This window comes from Rickettsiella endosymbiont of Xylota segnis (assembly GCF_964019545.1).
GTDB lineage: Bacteria > Pseudomonadota > Gammaproteobacteria > Diplorickettsiales > Diplorickettsiaceae > Aquirickettsiella.
In genome coordinates this window covers 815,646-833,332 of sequence record NZ_OZ026451.1, presented here as the reverse complement: position 1 = coordinate 833,332, position 17,687 = coordinate 815,646, and the positions used below count along the sequence as shown (strand labels likewise).

Annotated in this window: 6 protein-coding genes; 3 read left to right on the top strand and 3 right to left on the bottom strand. The window is 34.1% G+C overall.

The window, feature by feature from the left end; all coding sequences use genetic code 11:
* Positions 1 to 3: 3 nt before the first annotated feature.
* On the bottom strand, positions 4 to 1,584 hold the full coding sequence (locus AACL18_RS03785; protein WP_339051515.1) for an ABC-F family ATP-binding cassette domain-containing protein: 1,581 nt from the start codon (positions 1,582 to 1,584) through the stop codon (positions 4 to 6).
* Between the two features lie 483 nt (positions 1,585 to 2,067).
* Here AACL18_RS03785 and AACL18_RS03780 point away from each other — a divergent pair, with 483 nt between their 5' ends.
* Positions 2,068 to 4,209, top strand: a complete 2,142-nt coding sequence (locus AACL18_RS03780) for a hypothetical protein (RefSeq protein WP_339051514.1) — start codon at positions 2,068 to 2,070, stop codon at positions 4,207 to 4,209.
* A gap of 622 nt (positions 4,210 to 4,831) precedes the next feature.
* On the top strand, positions 4,832 to 7,927 hold the full coding sequence (locus tag AACL18_RS03775) for a M66 family metalloprotease (protein ID WP_339051513.1): 3,096 nt from the start codon (positions 4,832 to 4,834) through the stop codon (positions 7,925 to 7,927).
* A gap of 281 nt (positions 7,928 to 8,208) precedes the next feature.
* On the opposite strand, the gene AACL18_RS03770 is transcribed toward AACL18_RS03775, so the two are convergent.
* Together AACL18_RS03770 and AACL18_RS03765 are read right to left on the bottom strand one after the other, a co-directional pair.
* Positions 8,209 to 9,690 (bottom strand): aldehyde dehydrogenase family protein, encoded by a 1,482-nt coding sequence (locus tag AACL18_RS03770; RefSeq protein WP_339051512.1) that lies wholly within the window; start codon positions 9,688 to 9,690, stop codon positions 8,209 to 8,211.
* A gap of 190 nt (positions 9,691 to 9,880) precedes the next feature.
* Positions 9,881 to 17,065, bottom strand: a complete 7,185-nt coding sequence (locus AACL18_RS03765; RefSeq protein WP_339051511.1) for an NB-ARC domain-containing protein — start codon at positions 17,063 to 17,065, stop codon at positions 9,881 to 9,883.
* Positions 17,066 to 17,336: 271 nt separating this feature from the next.
* Here AACL18_RS03765 and AACL18_RS03760 point away from each other — a divergent pair, with 271 nt between their 5' ends.
* Positions 17,337 to 17,603, top strand: a complete 267-nt coding sequence (locus AACL18_RS03760; protein WP_339051510.1) for a hypothetical protein — start codon at positions 17,337 to 17,339, stop codon at positions 17,601 to 17,603.
* The last annotated feature ends 84 nt before the right edge of the window (positions 17,604 to 17,687 follow it).

Below are 17,687 nucleotides of genomic sequence, written 5' to 3'. Positions count from 1 at the left end.
CCATTAATCTATGTTAATCTCATCTAAATGCTTCACATCCTGCAGCTTTTTTTCGTGAGAAATAAATAAGATCCGGTTCGCTATTTTGTTGATGAAATGCCGATCGTGACTCACAAAGAGTAAGGTGCCAGGATAATTTCGTAAAGCCGTCGCCAAGGCTTCAGTGGCTTCGATATCTAAATGGTTAGTAGGTTCATCCAGAATCAAGACATTCGCGGGTTCTAATACCATTTTCGCGAGTAATAAGCGTGCTGCTTCACCGCCGCTTAGGGCTAAAATATCTTTAAGGACATCTTCTTTATTAAATAAAACTTGTGCCAAGGTTTTACGTATCGATTGTTCACTGATGCCAGCAGCATACTGTTCTAACCAGGCTAAAACAGTAGCATGTTTATTTAGTAAGTCATGATGGTCTTGCGAAAAGTAACTCACATGGGTTTCATAGCCCCACTCAACACTGCCTTGATCAGATTGAATCGTATCAAGTAATATTTTAATGAGTGTTGATTTACCAATCCCGTTTTCACCCATAATCGCAACTTTTTCACCGCGCTTAATTTCGAAGTTTAACTGCTGAAAAAGTTTTTTCTCGTTAAAATTTTTGGTTAATCCGTTAACACGCACTACCCATTTTCCAGAAGGGCGTAGCGCTACGAATTGAAACGTAGGGGATAATCGCGAAGATTGTTTAATATCAGGAATTTCCATTTTTGCTATCATTTTCACACGAGATTGGGCCATTTTCGCTCGGTTGGCACTGGCACGAAATCTATCCACAAAACTTTGCATGCTGGCAATTTTAAGTTCCACGCTGCGTTTTTCTTGCAGTTTTTGTTCAATAATTAATTGTTTTTCAGCAAGAAATTTTTCATAGTTACCACTGTAGGCGCGTATTTCGCCATAATCGACATCGAGTATTTGGTCGGCCAAACGATTAATGAATTCCACATCATGAGAAATAAACAGTAGTAAACCAGAAAATTCATTTTTTAAATATTTTTCTAACCAGACGATAGAGATAAAATCCAAATGATTGGTCGGTTCATCTAATAATAAAATATCCGGCTCTTGAAATAAGGCTTGAGCCAGTAAAACACGTAGTTTAAAGCCACCAGAGAGTGTACTTAATGGTTTTTCATGATATTCAAGCTGTATTCCTAAACCCATTAAAAGCTTGGCCGCTAAAGCATTGGCGCTATAGCCATTCAGACGTGCAATTTCTTCTTCAAGTTTACCTAAACGATTGAGGTTTTTTTCGTTATGTAAATCACTTTGTAATAATTTATCTTTTTCTTGTAGCGCTTGCCATAAGCCAGGTTTACCTTGCAAGACAATATCGCTAATCAGCGTATTTTCATAGCGAAATTGATCCTGTTTCAACCATCCAACGCTAGCGATTTTAGGAATTGACAGCGTGCCGTCGATGGGTTGTTCTACGCCGGTGAGTAATTTTAAAAAAGTAGACTTACCAGCGCCATTCGCACCGACTAAGGCATAACGGCTGTGTGTAGATAGAATAAGATTAACGTCATAAAATAACAGCTTTTCGCCATACGCCATGCTAAGTTGATTAATCGATATCATACTTTTTTGCTCGAAAATTTAATTTTTTTTTGGCGATAGTATACCCGTCTATATAAAAAAGGCGAATTTTCTATGTAATCCATTCAATATAGTAAAAATGAAGATATGATTTTAACGATTCTGTATCACTAAAAGTTCGCAGATAACACCACGATCGTCCTAAATCTTAAATCCTTCAAGATTTATATTTTTTAAAAAACAGATTGGAATCATTAAAAAGTTATGCTAAATTAATTTAAATAATCTTCAATTGTATAAAATCAACTTATATTAAAAATCAGAAAATTTATTATCTGGATAATTTAATCTAAACCTAAATAATATTAATAATATAGGGAAATTATTTCACTCATTAATCCAATTTATTTCATTCAAAAAAATTTACTACTTCAGTATAAGATAAGAACTGAAGTTTATTTTTACAGAGTAAATAAAAAAACCTCTCAATAAAATATAAAAAATAATCCAAAAAAGGAGATGGACATGCCATTATCAAAAGAGACAAACAAAGAAATCAACAATGATTCCGATTACTACACAGAGTTAGATAATTCCGATCTTATACAAATACAAACAGAAGAAAATGAAGAAATTATTCAGATAGAAACGCTTGAGCATAATCAGGTATTAGCCGAAATCTCCCCAAACGCATTAAACGCGGTCATTAAATTTCACTTGGATGGGGAAGGGCGTAGTAGCTTAACCCGAGAAGTATTCAAACAATCCGGTTTATTTACCATAGCCATTTTGGGAGTCATATTCTATTACGTTCCTGCGAAAGCGTATGCTGAATCTATTTGTGCCGATCCATCTTACAAGGATATTTCCTGTGACTTTTTTGTTATAAATCACGTGACAGGCACTATGCTGGTAGCGGGAGGGATTTTAATATCCGCAACTAACGCTTTTTTTGATCAACAAATGGCGGAATATATTCCATTAAAGCTACAGAATTATTTAAAAGATGCTTTAACGCCTAAACAAAAATTAGCAGAAAATGCAGTGACATTTGCAGGTTCGTTTATTGCATCAATACCTTTTATGCTTATTACGGTAGTTAACCCTATACCAGATTTACCCAAAGTAATAATTGTTTTACAATCCGGAATTGTTGGTTTGACAAACACTTTATTACATTTATTACCTTTCAAATTAGCTTTAAAAAATCCCTTATACCGCGCGCCTTTTTTACCAATAGAATTTATATTTCAAACAATATCCAATGCGTTACTTAATGAAGAAAAAAAACAAGAAAAAGAATTACAGCAGCAAATAAATTTAGGTTATCAAATAATCAAGCAACGACTGATTAATCCTTTAGGTCTAGCACAAAGACTTTTAAGCAATAAAGGGTTTAGAATTATAGGGTGTTCTTACACTAATGGAATAGCAAAGGATATTCGCAACATTAAAAAATTAGATGAGTCACCATTAGAATTATTAGTCCGACTATTAAGACTATTAACTGGTTTACGCGAGATGTCTCCTAATCAAACTATTTCACCTCCGGGTAAATTAAATAACTTTTTTAGAAAAGCGGTTTATTTCCCTGGTGCATCCTGGGTGATACTGGCCTGTGCAGGGTTTTGGGGCGGTACGTTTAATGAAATGGTCGAATTAACCGAAAGTCGAGTGTCAGGAGCTTTTGTTTCAGCACCTTCTATTTATTGTTTAGGCGTGTTGCTGGCATTTTTTGGCGGAAATGCACTACAAAATACCTTTGATTATTTTACTGCTTGGAAAGACGATACAGTTAAAATTCCCATGGCTTTTAAACTTTATCCAAAAACATCGGTATTATTGATCATGATCTCGATGTATTTATCTGTGTTTTCTTATGCAGCAGGGGCGCAATTAATTAATGATAATTTTAATGGGAAATTAGAATTTTTACGCCCTTATTTACTCGACCTAGCTAAAACCGGTTTAACTTTCTTAGGCTTTACCGCCATGATAGATTTCTTTAATAATGTATTGAGTAAATTTCAACAATATGGTGGCAATGAAGATACACAAACAGTCGCTAATCTTTTTGAAGCGTTAAATAAAATGAAAGATAGTATACAATTGATGACACCCTGCCTATTGCTACAATCCTTAGCCGAGGCGCATGAAGATCAAATTAAAATTATTTTGCATATTAAGGATGAAAATGATCTACGGAGTTTTAGTCGATCACTTATCCAATTCGCAACTCAATTAAAAACAAAAATATTTAAAGAATTCGAATCAATGCATATGGAAAACATAGATGAAACAAGTTTATTTGAACTATTATCTCAGCTGGATAATGATCAACACTATGCCGTCGAAAAGATTGAAGCGTTGTTAAGTTTTTTTAATCAAGAGCCAGCATTGAACATAAAATTATCTTTAAGCTTAGAGGAAGTGTGTCAAGAATATACAGCCGCTTGTAAAATAATTGACAAGCTAGATAGTGTTTTTCTTGCCAGCATAAATTATGATGATTTGGCAGGACCTTCTTCAGAAACAACACCTTTACTTCGGGGATCAATAGACAACATTTTTTTTAATCCAAGACCCACTTATTCTGGTGATACGGGAAGGACGTCGAGTTTTTCTCCTACTTCATTTTCAGACTCAAATTCCAATTTTAGGGTTTAAAAGATATGTGGACAGGGCATTCACTTGTTCAAAAATGGTGTCCTACTGGTAAAATCGAGTGAATTGTACACACGTTTTTTTACCTAAAAGTTTATATTATAAAGTTATTAAAGCTGACTTAGTTTCTTTATTATTTCATCCCTAAAATCAATATCTATAAACTGACAATCACAGCGGATAATGCAAGTGAATTTGCTAATTAAATACCCTCATTAAAGCCCCTCACTCGAATCGGCTGCAGTAGCTACTGCAGCAGCGGTGGCTACAAACCCAGTTGCTACAGGATGATCCGGAAAAACCAGGATTTCTCTTATTCATTTCTTTAGCTTCTAGGTTGACTGTATTACATTATCGTCAATGATGAATATAAGCGTTTTTCATTGACGATATATATGGAGAACTAAAAATTTAAAAAATTGAAGCTCAAAAATATTTTTATGAACATTTCAAAATAATTTTTTAAGGAAAGTAATATGAGGCCAAAAAATTAAGTAAAATATCTAAAGTATGTAGATTCAGGATTGCTAACACTTACAATGTTTTTGCCCTATATTGCAGTTTTTAATTATTATTCTTAGGATTATAATTAATTAATTTTGAAATTAAATTATAAGGAAATAATATGGAATTTAAACCAGCAACTGAAACTAGTTCTGATGAAATGAGATGCATAAGGAAAGAAGATTATACTAAAGCTTCCTATTTATCAGAAATAAAAAATGAAAATGAACCACCATTATACAATAATCAAATTTCTAACGCTACGCTAAATCAAGTTGTATTTGATGAGCTTCCTATCATTAATGATCTTACCGGCAGCTTTGCGGCTAGAATATGTTACGCTCAAAATATCATAATTTATCAAAGAAGAATTCCAAATGAGAGTCGTCCGACTTTAGTGGCGCAACGAGATACGCTGCTCATGGTGCAACCTTTATCTCCTCCGTCATCAGCAATTTCTGTTACTGGCCGAAGCGCTAACGGCTCTACCCTGGGTATAGTGGTTCTTGAACCTCCAGAAAGTCTTCCTCAAGTAGACTCACCAGGCAACACAAATATTATTTATGCAAGAAATATGTGGACGCGTATCCTGCCTGCTCATTGGATTAATCCCGGCTTAACACTGACTTTTAATGTTAGTGGTCAAACAAGTACTTTAAACAATATTATTATTGGTGCCCCCAATGAAGTTATTTTCCAAACTATTGATATTGGCATGTTAATAGAACCCCGAAATAATTACCCTTTTGCTAACTCACCTGCTCTGCATCTTGATTATTATCAAAAAATTCCAGTTAGTCGTCTTATTGTTGGAGAATATGAATCCGTTCATTTCAATCGAGTAGTGCTCCCGAATGGCACAATTTATACGACCCGATCTGCAACTAATGGCGATTGGCATACTGGAGATATGCGCGAATATATTGCTAAAATCCTTATATCTCAAGGTATAAACTTTGCTAATTATGGCATCAATAGTTCGGATGCAACATCAGAGCTTCCAGGTTATGTTGCATTTATGATCACTGCGCACAATGCACGTGGTGTATATGCAAATGGAGTACAAGTACACGGTGGCAGCGGTGGAAATGGAATGCTCACTATTGATGACTCTTTAGGCAATGAATGGAGCCATGAAGCAGGTCATGCGTACAGCCTTGGACACTTTCCAGGAGAATGGCAAGGTTCATCCCATCAACGTGCCGTTCCTGGAGTTATTAATGCAGGATGGGGATGGGATCGTCATAATAATCGTTTTATTGCTAATTTCTTTTGGGACAGAGGGGGAAATCAAACTTGTTGTGGTGGCAGTATCCCCCCTTTCCAAGGAAACCGTTTTAACACAGATGCGATGGCCAGTGGACACGCAAGCTCACCATTATCTTACTATACCTTGCATACCCCCTATGTGCTTAATATTATCCAGAATTTTGTGGAACAATATGCTGTTTTTTCTAAAGATTCACCGACCGGTTTTAAAATATGGAACTCACAGACTCGGGAATTCATTAATTATACTAACTATGTAAGAGCACCTGCTTATATTATTAGCCGGCAATCTCAGTTCAATATTATTGCTACCGCCAATGATCCTAATGGAAATTATATTCGAACCCAGCTTTTGCGTATGGGGGCAGTGGACATAATACCCAGTAATGGTAATTGGACCCAAAATGTTCGCCTTCCTGCAGCAGAGTTGCAACTTGAGAATAGTATTGTATTTGTAGATAATGGGGCGCAATTAACAATTAATATCCTTGTTAATAATCAAATATTTCCAGTCATGTACCGGCATACCAGTACTTTTGTAGTACAAAATGGGAATTGGATTCAACAAACCAATAATGCAGGCTTGCCTCTGAATATAATTCCACAAAATGATATCGGCGTTGCGGATCCTTGTAATATTCTATATAAAGAAGGTGGAGAGTGTAATTGGCCAATCAATCCTTGTAACCGTGGGCAAAATGAATGCGGCTGGAATAGCATAGATCCTTATAATGCTGATAAAACTGAATATAATTGGAAAGACAATAAAGATCACTACAATCAGAATAGCGGTAGTAAATGCGGTAGCGAAAGGAGAATAGATTCTCACCTTATCCATAATGAATCAGTGGATTTTGAAAACTTCGAATGCGGAGTCCGTACACCTAACGGCTCACCTTATTGCACATTAACGTCTTCACCACCTTCACTTTTTTCCAGTAATGCTGTCTATCGTATTAATACACAAGCGCAATTAGCACTATTAGAAAATGATACAAATGGTACGTATATTAGTGAAAGGTTGCAGAGTTATGAAGAAGTAGAAATTATTACTTCGGACGGCAATTGGATAAGTAGGATTGCTTTCCCTTCGGCTGCCCAAGTTCCTCCTGGTCGGATTATTTCCTTTACAAACCGTGCAACATGGAGTGTAGAATTGATTGTTAATGGACAACAAACCACCTATGCTACGGGGGAAAGTGTGCGTTATGTGTCTGAAAATAACGTCTGGCGCCGTCCATTAGACAATAGTGATCCTATTGGAACACGAATTCCTCGCCATTTTGGTGTACCAGTAACAACCTTAGTGGGATATTATGACCCAGAAAATAGCCTACCCAGTACTATTTATCCTGCATTGCACGGGGGATATGGATTTGTTTATGCGCCCAATACAGATATAAATTCCAATAATTGCTATTTGAGGATACATATTCTGAGTGGGATTGTTCATTATCAATTAGCCAGGGGGCGTATCAATACAAATGCCATGAATAAATTCCATGTTAATATAAGGCAGTCAGACAGACCAACAAGAGCAGAAATAGTAGTACGTGGAAGCGTTGTGACTTCGTTAGCACTCAATCTCCCAAGAAGACCACTTGGATACACGGTCAATGGAATACGTTCTAATTCTGTAAAATATGTAATTGATAAGGCTGATATTATAGAACTGAATACTTCTATGAAAAAAATGATGGACTACTTTAGTGAGTATTTTACTGTTAGTATTTCTCCCACTAAAAACGATCAATTGACCCATATTGAGCTACCTCAATTCGCCTATGAAGGTCAACGATTAGTGATTGCCGAAAAAGTGTGTTCTCCTCTCACCGTCATTTTAGGTGATCAGCGACAATTTATTATCCCGAGAGGTGAAAGGGCAACTTTTGTTTACAGTGAAAATTGTTGGGAAAAAGAGACCGCTAAGATAGAAAAGTGTGCGTAAAATAAAGATAAATAATTATCGATGTATGCAGAAATTATGTTATTGCGTTGTGGAGTATTCAAAATTCTGTTTTTGTGATTAATATAAAGCCAACTGATCTTGGCTATAATTTTCCAGATAAATAAGCCAAGATCGCAGGCTATCTATTAACACTAGAACACGGCGCCCCCTAAAACTAATTTCCTATTTCCGATAAACTTTATTATCGGAAATAGGAAATTAGTTTTAGGGGTACATTCAAGTAATTAGTATAATTCCGCGTTCTAACTTTAACGGTTCGTCTACGATAAAATATAAGGAGAAAACCAAGCTTCTGGAACTTGTGTTTGTATAGTGACGGTTTTAATTTGAGTATACGAATTAAGTGTTTCTCGACAAAACTCTCGGCCGATCCCACTATTTTTATATCCACCAAAAGCAGTACCCTCTGAAATATTGGAATAACGGTTAATCCAAATTGAACCCGCCGCTAATTTATCTGCTGTTTCTAAAGCATTTTTCAAACTACTTGTGTAAATTCCTGCTGCAAGTCCATACTCTACATCGTTAGCTTGATATAGCATTTCTTCATAATTATCCCATTTCATCAGTGTCAACACCGGACCAAAAATCTCTTCTTGACATATGCGCATATCATTCTTTGCTAAAAAAATGGTTGGTTCGATAAAATAACCATGTTCACAGTTTTTTACTATTTTTCTTGAGCCACCGACAAGAAGTTCAGCACCTTCTTTTATCCCAATATCAATATAATTTAGCACTTGTTCTCCCTGCTTTTTTGAAATGAGACAACTTACTCTTGAATTTTCATCTTCAGGAGAACCTTGTTTTACCCTTTTAAAGGATTCAACCATTTTTTCTGTAAAGGCATCAAAAATATCGGCATGAACAAATAATCTTGTACCTGCAAGGCAAGACTGTCCATTATTATGGATTGCCGCGAATGTAACATTATCGACGACTGCATCAATATCTTCAATATCAGGAAAAACGATATTTGGACTTTTTCCGCCGAGTTCCAAAGTTACAGGCACCAACCTCTCACCTGCTACTTTTGCAACTAATTTTCCAACTTCTGTACTGCCAGTAAAAGACAACTTCCTAACCTTTTTGTTGTGAGTCAACGCATTACCGACTATATCACCAAGACCTGTCACTATATTTACTACTCCCGAAGGAAAAATAGCGTTAATATGCTTTCCAAGCTCCAACGTTGAAAGAGAAGCATTTTCATCTGGCTTTAAAACAATGGTATTACCTGTAGCTAGCGCTGGAGCAAGTTTAAAAGAAGCAATAATCGCAGGGGCATTCCAGGGAATAATTTGTCCGCATACTCCCAGAGGTTCTCTCTTAGCTAAGTAATAACCATCAGAAATTTCCTTGCCAAAATCTTCATAGGCCATGATAATCGATGCGAAATAACGATAATGCCGGATCGCTGTTAGATAATCTTTTCTTACTTCACTAATGCAACGTCCAACATCATGCATATCAATTCTAGCCAACCGCTCCATGTCGCCTTCCAACGCGTCCGCCAATTTATTAATTAACTCCGCTCTCTCCTTTTGACCGAATGATCTCCATGCTGGATATGCATTTTCAGCAGCAGAAACAGCACGCGCAACATCGTCGGCAGTACAATAATGTATATTTGCCAAATGCTTACCTGTTGCAGGATCAATGGCTGGGGAGACCTCTTTTCCACTCAGCTCAAAAACACCATTAATTAATGGTCCATATGATAAATCTAATTTAATAGGCATGGCATTTATCCAAAAGATTAATGGTTATTAAATGGAATAATATCATAACTTATCTATAAATATAACAATTTTATTGAAAAATAAAAATCGATTAATTATATCTATAGCTAACATTACTTTACTCTATATGTAATGCTTGTAATCTTTCATCACAGTCCTTAAGTTTGTAAATAAATACGAGCATAGCGGCTCATCTATTAAACTGAGCCGCCAAAAACTCAGATACGATTTTATCTTCTTGTTTTTGGTTTTTATTAAAAATTTTATTTAATTTTGGATTAGAATGATGCGATATCGGGGTTCGTATCTTCCCCATCAATTGAATAAGCAAAAGTGTTGCATTGAAATTAGTTAGGCCATCTATGCGTGAGAGTCGTGTTGTGTATTGATTGGGTTTGTGCTGCGATTTAGATTCACTTTGTTGATAACCTAGTCTCGGTTGAGCTTTTATAGTGTTTTTAAATCCTTTTTTATGATTTAAGGAGTTGCTTGCAGCACTCGCAGCCAAAGAAATTTTTTTATCCTGGAGAAAGGTATTTTTTAAAAATTTATTTTTATTTACCGCTAGATTTCCAGTACGTGATTTTACCGATGATTTTAAGCCATGCTGAGCAAACGGCATCGGACTCTTTTGCTTTTTCAAATTGAAATTAGATTTCTTCTGAATAGATTGCTTATGATAATTTTGCCTATCTTTAGGGTAAATTGTAGGCTTTTTTTCGGAATGAGGTTTGTTAGCAGATATCAAAGGACTCGCCTGCCTTTCATTGTTTTTCTGAACATTTTTTTTAACACGCCATGCTGTGTTTTTTTTCGAGGAAGCATCTTGATATTTTTTTATGTAATCATCGGCAATTCTTAAAATACGATCCTCATCAAACGCCTTACTTAATAGAGAATCTGGTTTATTCTGTGGAAAAAATGTCAGATTGCTTAGTTTATTCTCATTTGTAGGAATTGTTTTATTAGAGTTGATCCCTATATTATTTTCGCGAACGGTTTGACGCTTGCGACGCTGCCATTCTTTTTGTTGCGAGCTTTCCTTATGCTCAGAAGTTATTTTTTCTGGGCTGATTAAGTCTAAAAAACTAGGTGTCACAGTAACATCTTCAGTGCTAACCTTATCAGAAAAATAAGTAGCATGTTCAATTTTATCTTGATAATCTTGTAATTGAAACTCGCGATCGAAAAATTTGAAGGTCGCTGATAATATCTTTTTTTTCATTTCAGGCATTTTAAAATCAGCTAAAATAATAGTGCAGACATCGGAGGCACCGGTTGGAATATTGCTCAGAATAAGATCCGTTTCAGTATGGAGAAAAATAAAATAGCCTATATTTTTTAATATGATAATTTCAGCTTGTTCTCCTATATCCTTATCTGTAATGACTATAATCTGTTTATCATCCGTAAAAACTAAAGGGGTTTCTACTAATTTCCAAATTTCATTCTCTTCATCCTGAAAAATTCTTATGTTTTTAGGGATAAGATTATCAATAAAAATATCGATTTTTTGATACCAATTATCATTATTAAGAACGCCGTCTTTTAATTGAATTGTCACCAAAGAATGGAAACCGTCTAAATTGTGCAAATAGTGAGAGGATGAGTAAATTGCGTTAATCAATGTCAAAAATAAATCGCCTCCTACCCGAAATAGACGAGGAAAAATGATAGCATTGGGATAGATTTGTCGGTATTTTTTAACCAGTTCACGTAAATCCAAAGTATCCCTGAACTCTCTTGACTCTTTATAATCTTCTTTTAAGCTATCATAGAGTGTAATGGGTGCAAGAGGAAATACGGGATCTTTGCAAGGCAATATAACATAGACATTTTCACCGCCATTACCCACTAAATGACTTTCAAATAAGCCATTGATATAAAAAATTTCGTGCGTCGCTCGTCCAATTGAAATCATGCTATTGTTTAGTAAATGCAGTGAAAAAGTTTTTTCTAAACGATTAGCCAATTCTGTAAAAAAACTAATGTTTTCATCAATGGTTTTATTATTAGATATCTTTTCTTGTAGATAGATCTGTTCGTTATTTAAAAATTTCATTTCAATATTTTGAAAAAAATAAGATATATTTTTTGCTCCAATTAGCTCATTTTTTGTTTGATTATTAGCAGTCAAAGAGTCAGAAACAGTAAGATTAAAAGTTTTTGTATCATCAAAATCTAATGGGTTAAGCAAAATATTTATAGTTCTATTTTTTATACTGAGTGCTTGAATATTCTGTATAGCAGTTTGAAAAAAAAATCGATGTTGAATTGTTTCTTCTGAGTGTAATTTGACTTGGGCTACACCGACTTCTTTTAATGGAATTAAATAATCAACAGAATTCACATCCGAATTTAAAAGAAATACAATGATAGTATTATTTCTTAATATAAACTTTGGATGCTTATATGAACGATCATTGAGTAAGAAAATGTCTGGGTATTCATTATTTCTGCCTCCATTACCATCGATTTCACGCATATTCCTATCGAGGTAAAAAATTTCTTGTTGCTTATTTCGACCCGAAATTTGGTTGATCTTTTTTAACTGAATTTTAGTCTCACCAGAAGAACAAAATAATGGAATATAATTTAATAGACTGCTATTTTTTCCACATAAAAATCCGTAAAAATCAAGCAGTAAATAATCACTTTTTTCAGGAAAAAATTTATCTAGTATAAGTATATTCCAACCCTGACCTCCTTGTAGTAGACCTGATGTAGAGTTTCCCTGCAAATTAAACACATTAACTTTATTACCCCCTCTATACAATTTTCTGCCATTCTCTACGAGAAATAATGTGGGAGAATCAACAAAAGCAATAACTTCTTGATTCCCTGGTCCTAAAGCGATAAGTGTTGCGTTACCGGTCCTTTTTGCCGAATATTCTATGCCTATGGCATTTTGGCAGAGATAACTACATCCGCAGTTAGAAGGTATGTTAAAATCGGAAAAAGGCTTCCCTTTAATAGTACCGGATAAACAAAATAAATGTCCTTCATTAGGCTCATTGGGTGTGCTGTCATCAAACTCTAACTGCCTTTTTACATCCAAAAAAACTCTACTATTATTGTATAAAACCTTTTCTGTATAAAAAGTAGGAACAATATACCAGATAATATCTGTATGCACTTTTAAGAATGGAATGGCATGTTTAACTAATTGTTCATTCTTTGCTTTAAGCTGTAAATATTCTGATGGCTCCTTTTGAAAAAAAGCTCGCAAAAACTGAACAACTTGTTCTGTTCTAGAGAGAGAAACATATTTATTGATGCTCGCAACTTGTTGCTCTGAGGAATACATTTCGGATCCAAACCAAGCGAGCAAAGTAATCCCCTCGCCTATAGGGCCTGTAAGTTCAGCGACACCAGCAATAACCCCAATCAATTCAGCTCCCTCAATACCTGCTTCTACGCCATCAACACCCACAATAATGCCATTGGAAATAATATCAGGAATAAGCGCTTTATCGCCCACTTCATAAGCTTGCATTTCTTTTTTAAGATTGTAAACAAAAAAAATAGACGTCGCTCTAGCTACGAACGGTGAAGCGACTTGCATAGTTTTACCTAATAATTGTCTTTTGCCCACCGATAATACTTCTTTATTAAATAGAATGCGCAGTGCACTTTTGCTTTCTAAGCTTAAATCTTTTTCTAATAAACTCGTCTCTGCTGCCAAATTTTTCCCTTGGGAAAATAAGCCACTGGATATTTTTCCAAAGAGTGTATTACTACTTATTAATCCAACATTAATGGCAACTTTGCTAAAATCACCTTGAAGCAAAGCGCTTAAGGTATCTTTAGCCATAAGACCGGAGCTTACAGTCCGCGTTAACGATGCCACTTTTTTTAAATGAGATTTAATTTTTAGATTCTTAATATCTTCAATTTTGTCTTCCGTTTCAAATGAACAAATACTCCTCTTTAAGCTGTGCGCTGGACAGTTATCATATCCGTTAAACAAGTCTCCAAATATTTTTATCTTAAATTCATAAAACAGCTTAATAGACTCTTGTTGCATTTCCTTTTTCAAAGGTAAACTCGATAGTCGCCTTATTTTAAATTTAGGATCTTTTAAACTATTAAAATGCTCGATAATATATTTAATATTTTCTTTAGATAAGCTTCCTGCTAGCCATTTTTTTTCTAAATAGTCTAAAGTTTCAGCCAAGAAAAAAGATAAACCCAATTTTATATAATAGGCAATAGCGTCGCCAATAAACTTAAGATATTTTTGCCTGGGAAATTTAAGAAAGGCTAAATCGATAAAATAAGAACAATATTTTATATGCTGATAACTTAAATTATCAAAAAAAATCTTCTCAGGATGACCATATAAAAAAGTCGATTCAAGATCGGTATGCTCTGACATATAGAGTAAGAAATGTAGATAGTGAAAAATATTTTGTTCATCATCTTTAAAACCAAAATGTACTAATAATTTTTGAGTTTTTTTTATAACTTCTTCAAATTTAGGTCTATCCTGTTCAAGATTAATCCGTATAACCTGTTGCAGTAATCGGTGGATAGTATATTTATTTTCCTGGCCCCGATTAATCATAGAATAACTAGTGAGCATGTGCATAATACCATCTAAATCATAGAGTTTTAAGTTACAATTAATATGATTTAAATAATAAAATTTTGTAATTGAAATATTATCTGGATCTAAATAAGCCATAATATATAAAGTATCTATCGCATCTTGTCCCCCTGAATGAGATTTAATTTTTTCTAAGGTAATAAGCCAGGTGGTATATACAGTCTGGAGGTAGAGATCATTGTTATAATTCGAAAAATCAAAACTTAATAAAAATTGACATTTTTCTTTGTAAAGCTTCGTATAGCTTTCTATAGAAAAATTAACATCGGTATTTTTTTTTAGTTTAATATAAGCGAGCGCTTGTTGTAGTGCTAAAGGTAAACCTTGAAGTAATTGATTCAATTCTTTTATTTTTTCATTTTCAGTATTATCGGTTAAATCTAAGGATTTTTGGATAAGCTCTTCGGTTTCTTGTTGGGTAAAAACGCCCAACGATAACACCGATGCAACATTTTCCCAATTATTATAACGTGAAGTAATCAATAATGTAGGTTTGTTACCCAACATAGTTTTAGGTAAAAAATTTGTTATCGCCCGATAATTCTCAACATTATCAAAAATAAACAAACTTTTTCTGTCGGAAAAATATTCATACACCGCATCGACAATTTCTTCTAGATCTTTTTTTGAACCATAACTATCTGTGATGATAAGCTCCAATTTGTTTGCCAATTTATGAAATGAATAGGCCAAGTTCTCTTTAGTTTCAGCACTAATCCATAAAACGTTATAATCATAGTCTCTGGCATAAAGTTCAGCATAGCGTAAGGCGAGTTGAGTTTTACCTATCCCGCCTAAACCAGTAATAGAAAATGAGGAACCACTTGTTGCTTGAGAGGAACTGCTGGATGGGCTTGCTGAAATATCTAAAACAGATAAACTGGGCACGATGGCTATCGTTCTTTCTGATAGTAAGACTTGGTGCAATGTTTTAAGCAGCTCGACTCTTCCGCTAAAATTGTTTATAGGTTTTCTTAAATCAAACAAAATAGGCATTTTACTTGGGTAGTATTCTTTTTTAAAAGATTGAGGGGAATTTCGATGCTCAATTTTATCTAAAATACGCTGAGCTTCTGCTGTATTCGTATCAGTTTCTAAAATATAATTATATCCTCTGGAAACAAACTGAAAAATACTTTCTGCTTGAGGATAATGTTCTATTGAAAACTGATTTTGCAAACTTTGTTTTAGTTCACCATTGACTTCTTGCTCCCAATTTAAAATTCTTCGGTAACCATAGCGATGGCTCGCGGAATGTTCTTTATTTGCAAAATATTTATTCGGTTGACCATTCTCAAGAATAACTAAACCTACCTTTTCATATAAATTTGCAGTATTAATATTGTTTCCACTTTTATCTTGTACAATATTTCCTGTGATCCTTAGTCTTGCTGACTTTATACTCGGATCAAATAACTTTTCCGATGGACCTTGTAATACACCTTGTACTATAAGTTCCTCGGAAATAACACTATCCATTTCAGTAGATTTTGCTATATAGTTAAATACTCTACCTACGGCATCTTCGGCTAGTTTTTCCATAGCAATTTTATCGCCTGCTTTATCCGTTACGAGCATAAATTGATTTTCATAGCTATAAAAAATATCAACTGCCGCTGCCGATAAAAGCTTACTTAAACTACCTGGATTAGCCTTAGAAAAAATCTTAGTGATTTTTTGCGCTTTATCTTTTGATTCATAATATTTACCACTAATCATTCTTAAAGAAGCCACGAGCGAAGGAATTGAGCCGACTAAACTTTGTGAAATACCTATTCCTAGTAATGCACCTGTTAATCCTGTTTTTAATTCAGTTTTTAATGCGTGTTCGGTTAATAGCTCACCTTTTGCTAATAAATGATATTTACCCAAGTTTTTGCTAAAACTCCTCATAAAAGTTTCAACAAAAGTCTCTAATAAAATTATTATTTGTTCTTTTTCATCTTTAAGGTGCAATTTTAAGCGTTTAGAATCATCTCTACTCAGTGATGTCGAAGCGATACGGCGGAATGAAGATGGAAATGGTTCTCGTTGTGGATTGACTTCCTGAGTAAACATAGGATGTCTTTTACACCATCCGGGATCAGCACGAAGTTTTTCTGAAAGAAACTGCCGTCTGGTCTCAAAAAATTCTTTACTGCGTGACAGTTGCAATTGATTTATTAACCAATACATTGATTGATTTTCAATAATCATCTGATTTATAGTGACTGCATTTTCAAGAGCCCATAAACCACAATTATAATCCTCAGTTTGTTGTAGGAAACCTGGGCTTAAACTCATAGGCTGTATTTTAAACTGATCAAAAAGTAGTCTATAATATTCAGGAGGCATGGGATAATTTTTTGAATCGGTATAATAAGCAATATAATTTCTAGCGTTATATGAGATAACTAAAGTTACCCAATGCAAACTTTCTAACTGCATAATTAAAGTCAATCTGGCCTCAGCGGATTCTTTTGTTTTTAGTAGAAATACTTCTAAATTATTAGTTAAATCTGATAGTGAAGTTAATACTGCAAACTTAGCGTTGCTTCCTACTATTCCTGCATAAGTGTTATATTCTAAGCGAACGATCTCGTTGAGATCGTCTTGATTTAACCAATAATTATATTCGCCTTTTGCTGTTGCCTCGGCCAGTGTTTCAGCATTACCACGTTTAACACGCAATTGATTGGATGTCTTTAAATTCTGAATATTTTCTGAAGATTTTAATATAAATTTAGAATAAATATTCTTATTTTTTTTTTCATTTTTTTTATTCATTTTGCATTCCAATTTTTTATTTTTAATAGTCTATTGAGTATAAACTATGGGTTTTTTAACTTCAATATTATATCCTTATGCATTATTTTTTTAGTTGAAATAAATTAATAATATTTAAAAAATAAATTAAATTTTTATCGTCATTACGATAATTTTTTTTAAGCACCGATAAAATGAAATATTCCGAAATCTAATCCATCTAAAAGCCTTTGATAAAATTACGATTAACCAGACTTTCCATCAAAAATTTTTAGATAGGCAACAAGTTTATTTGGTTAATTATTTGCGTATTTCCAATGCTGAAGGTAGGAAAATCTTAAAAGAAAATCTTTCTCTAGGTGATCTTATCGGTGAAGAATTATCTCAGAATCTTCTCAATCAATTTGTGAATAAAGACACATACGAAGGGAATACTGTTGAAAAAATTATCGAAATTGATAAATCAGAGCAAATTCTTTTAAAAAGAATTGACGATGGACCGAATGATGGTCAATCTTTTGAGGATTTTTACAAGCGTATATTTCTAGACCTGGCCTAAAAAAACAATTTCTCCGTAAAAATATCAAAAAATTAGTTTGTTAGAAGAAATTAAGTCCTTGATAAGCTCAGGCTTGAAATCAGT

What these genes read in the sequence shown, in the direction of transcription:
- AACL18_RS03785 (WP_339051515.1), bottom strand. Translation starts at nt 1,584, where the DNA reads ATGATATCGATTAATCAACTTAGCATGGCGTATGGCGAAAAGCTGTTA.
- AACL18_RS03780 (WP_339051514.1), top strand. Translation starts at nt 2,068, where the DNA reads ATGCCATTATCAAAAGAGACAAACAAAGAAATCAACAATGATTCCGAT.
- AACL18_RS03775 (WP_339051513.1), top strand. Translation starts at nt 4,832, where the DNA reads ATGGAATTTAAACCAGCAACTGAAACTAGTTCTGATGAAATGAGATGC.
- AACL18_RS03770 (WP_339051512.1), bottom strand. Translation starts at nt 9,690, where the DNA reads ATGCCTATTAAATTAGATTTATCATATGGACCATTAATTAATGGTGTT.
- AACL18_RS03765 (WP_339051511.1), bottom strand. Translation starts at nt 17,065, where the DNA reads ATGAATAAAAAAAATGAAAAAAAAAATAAGAATATTTATTCTAAATTT.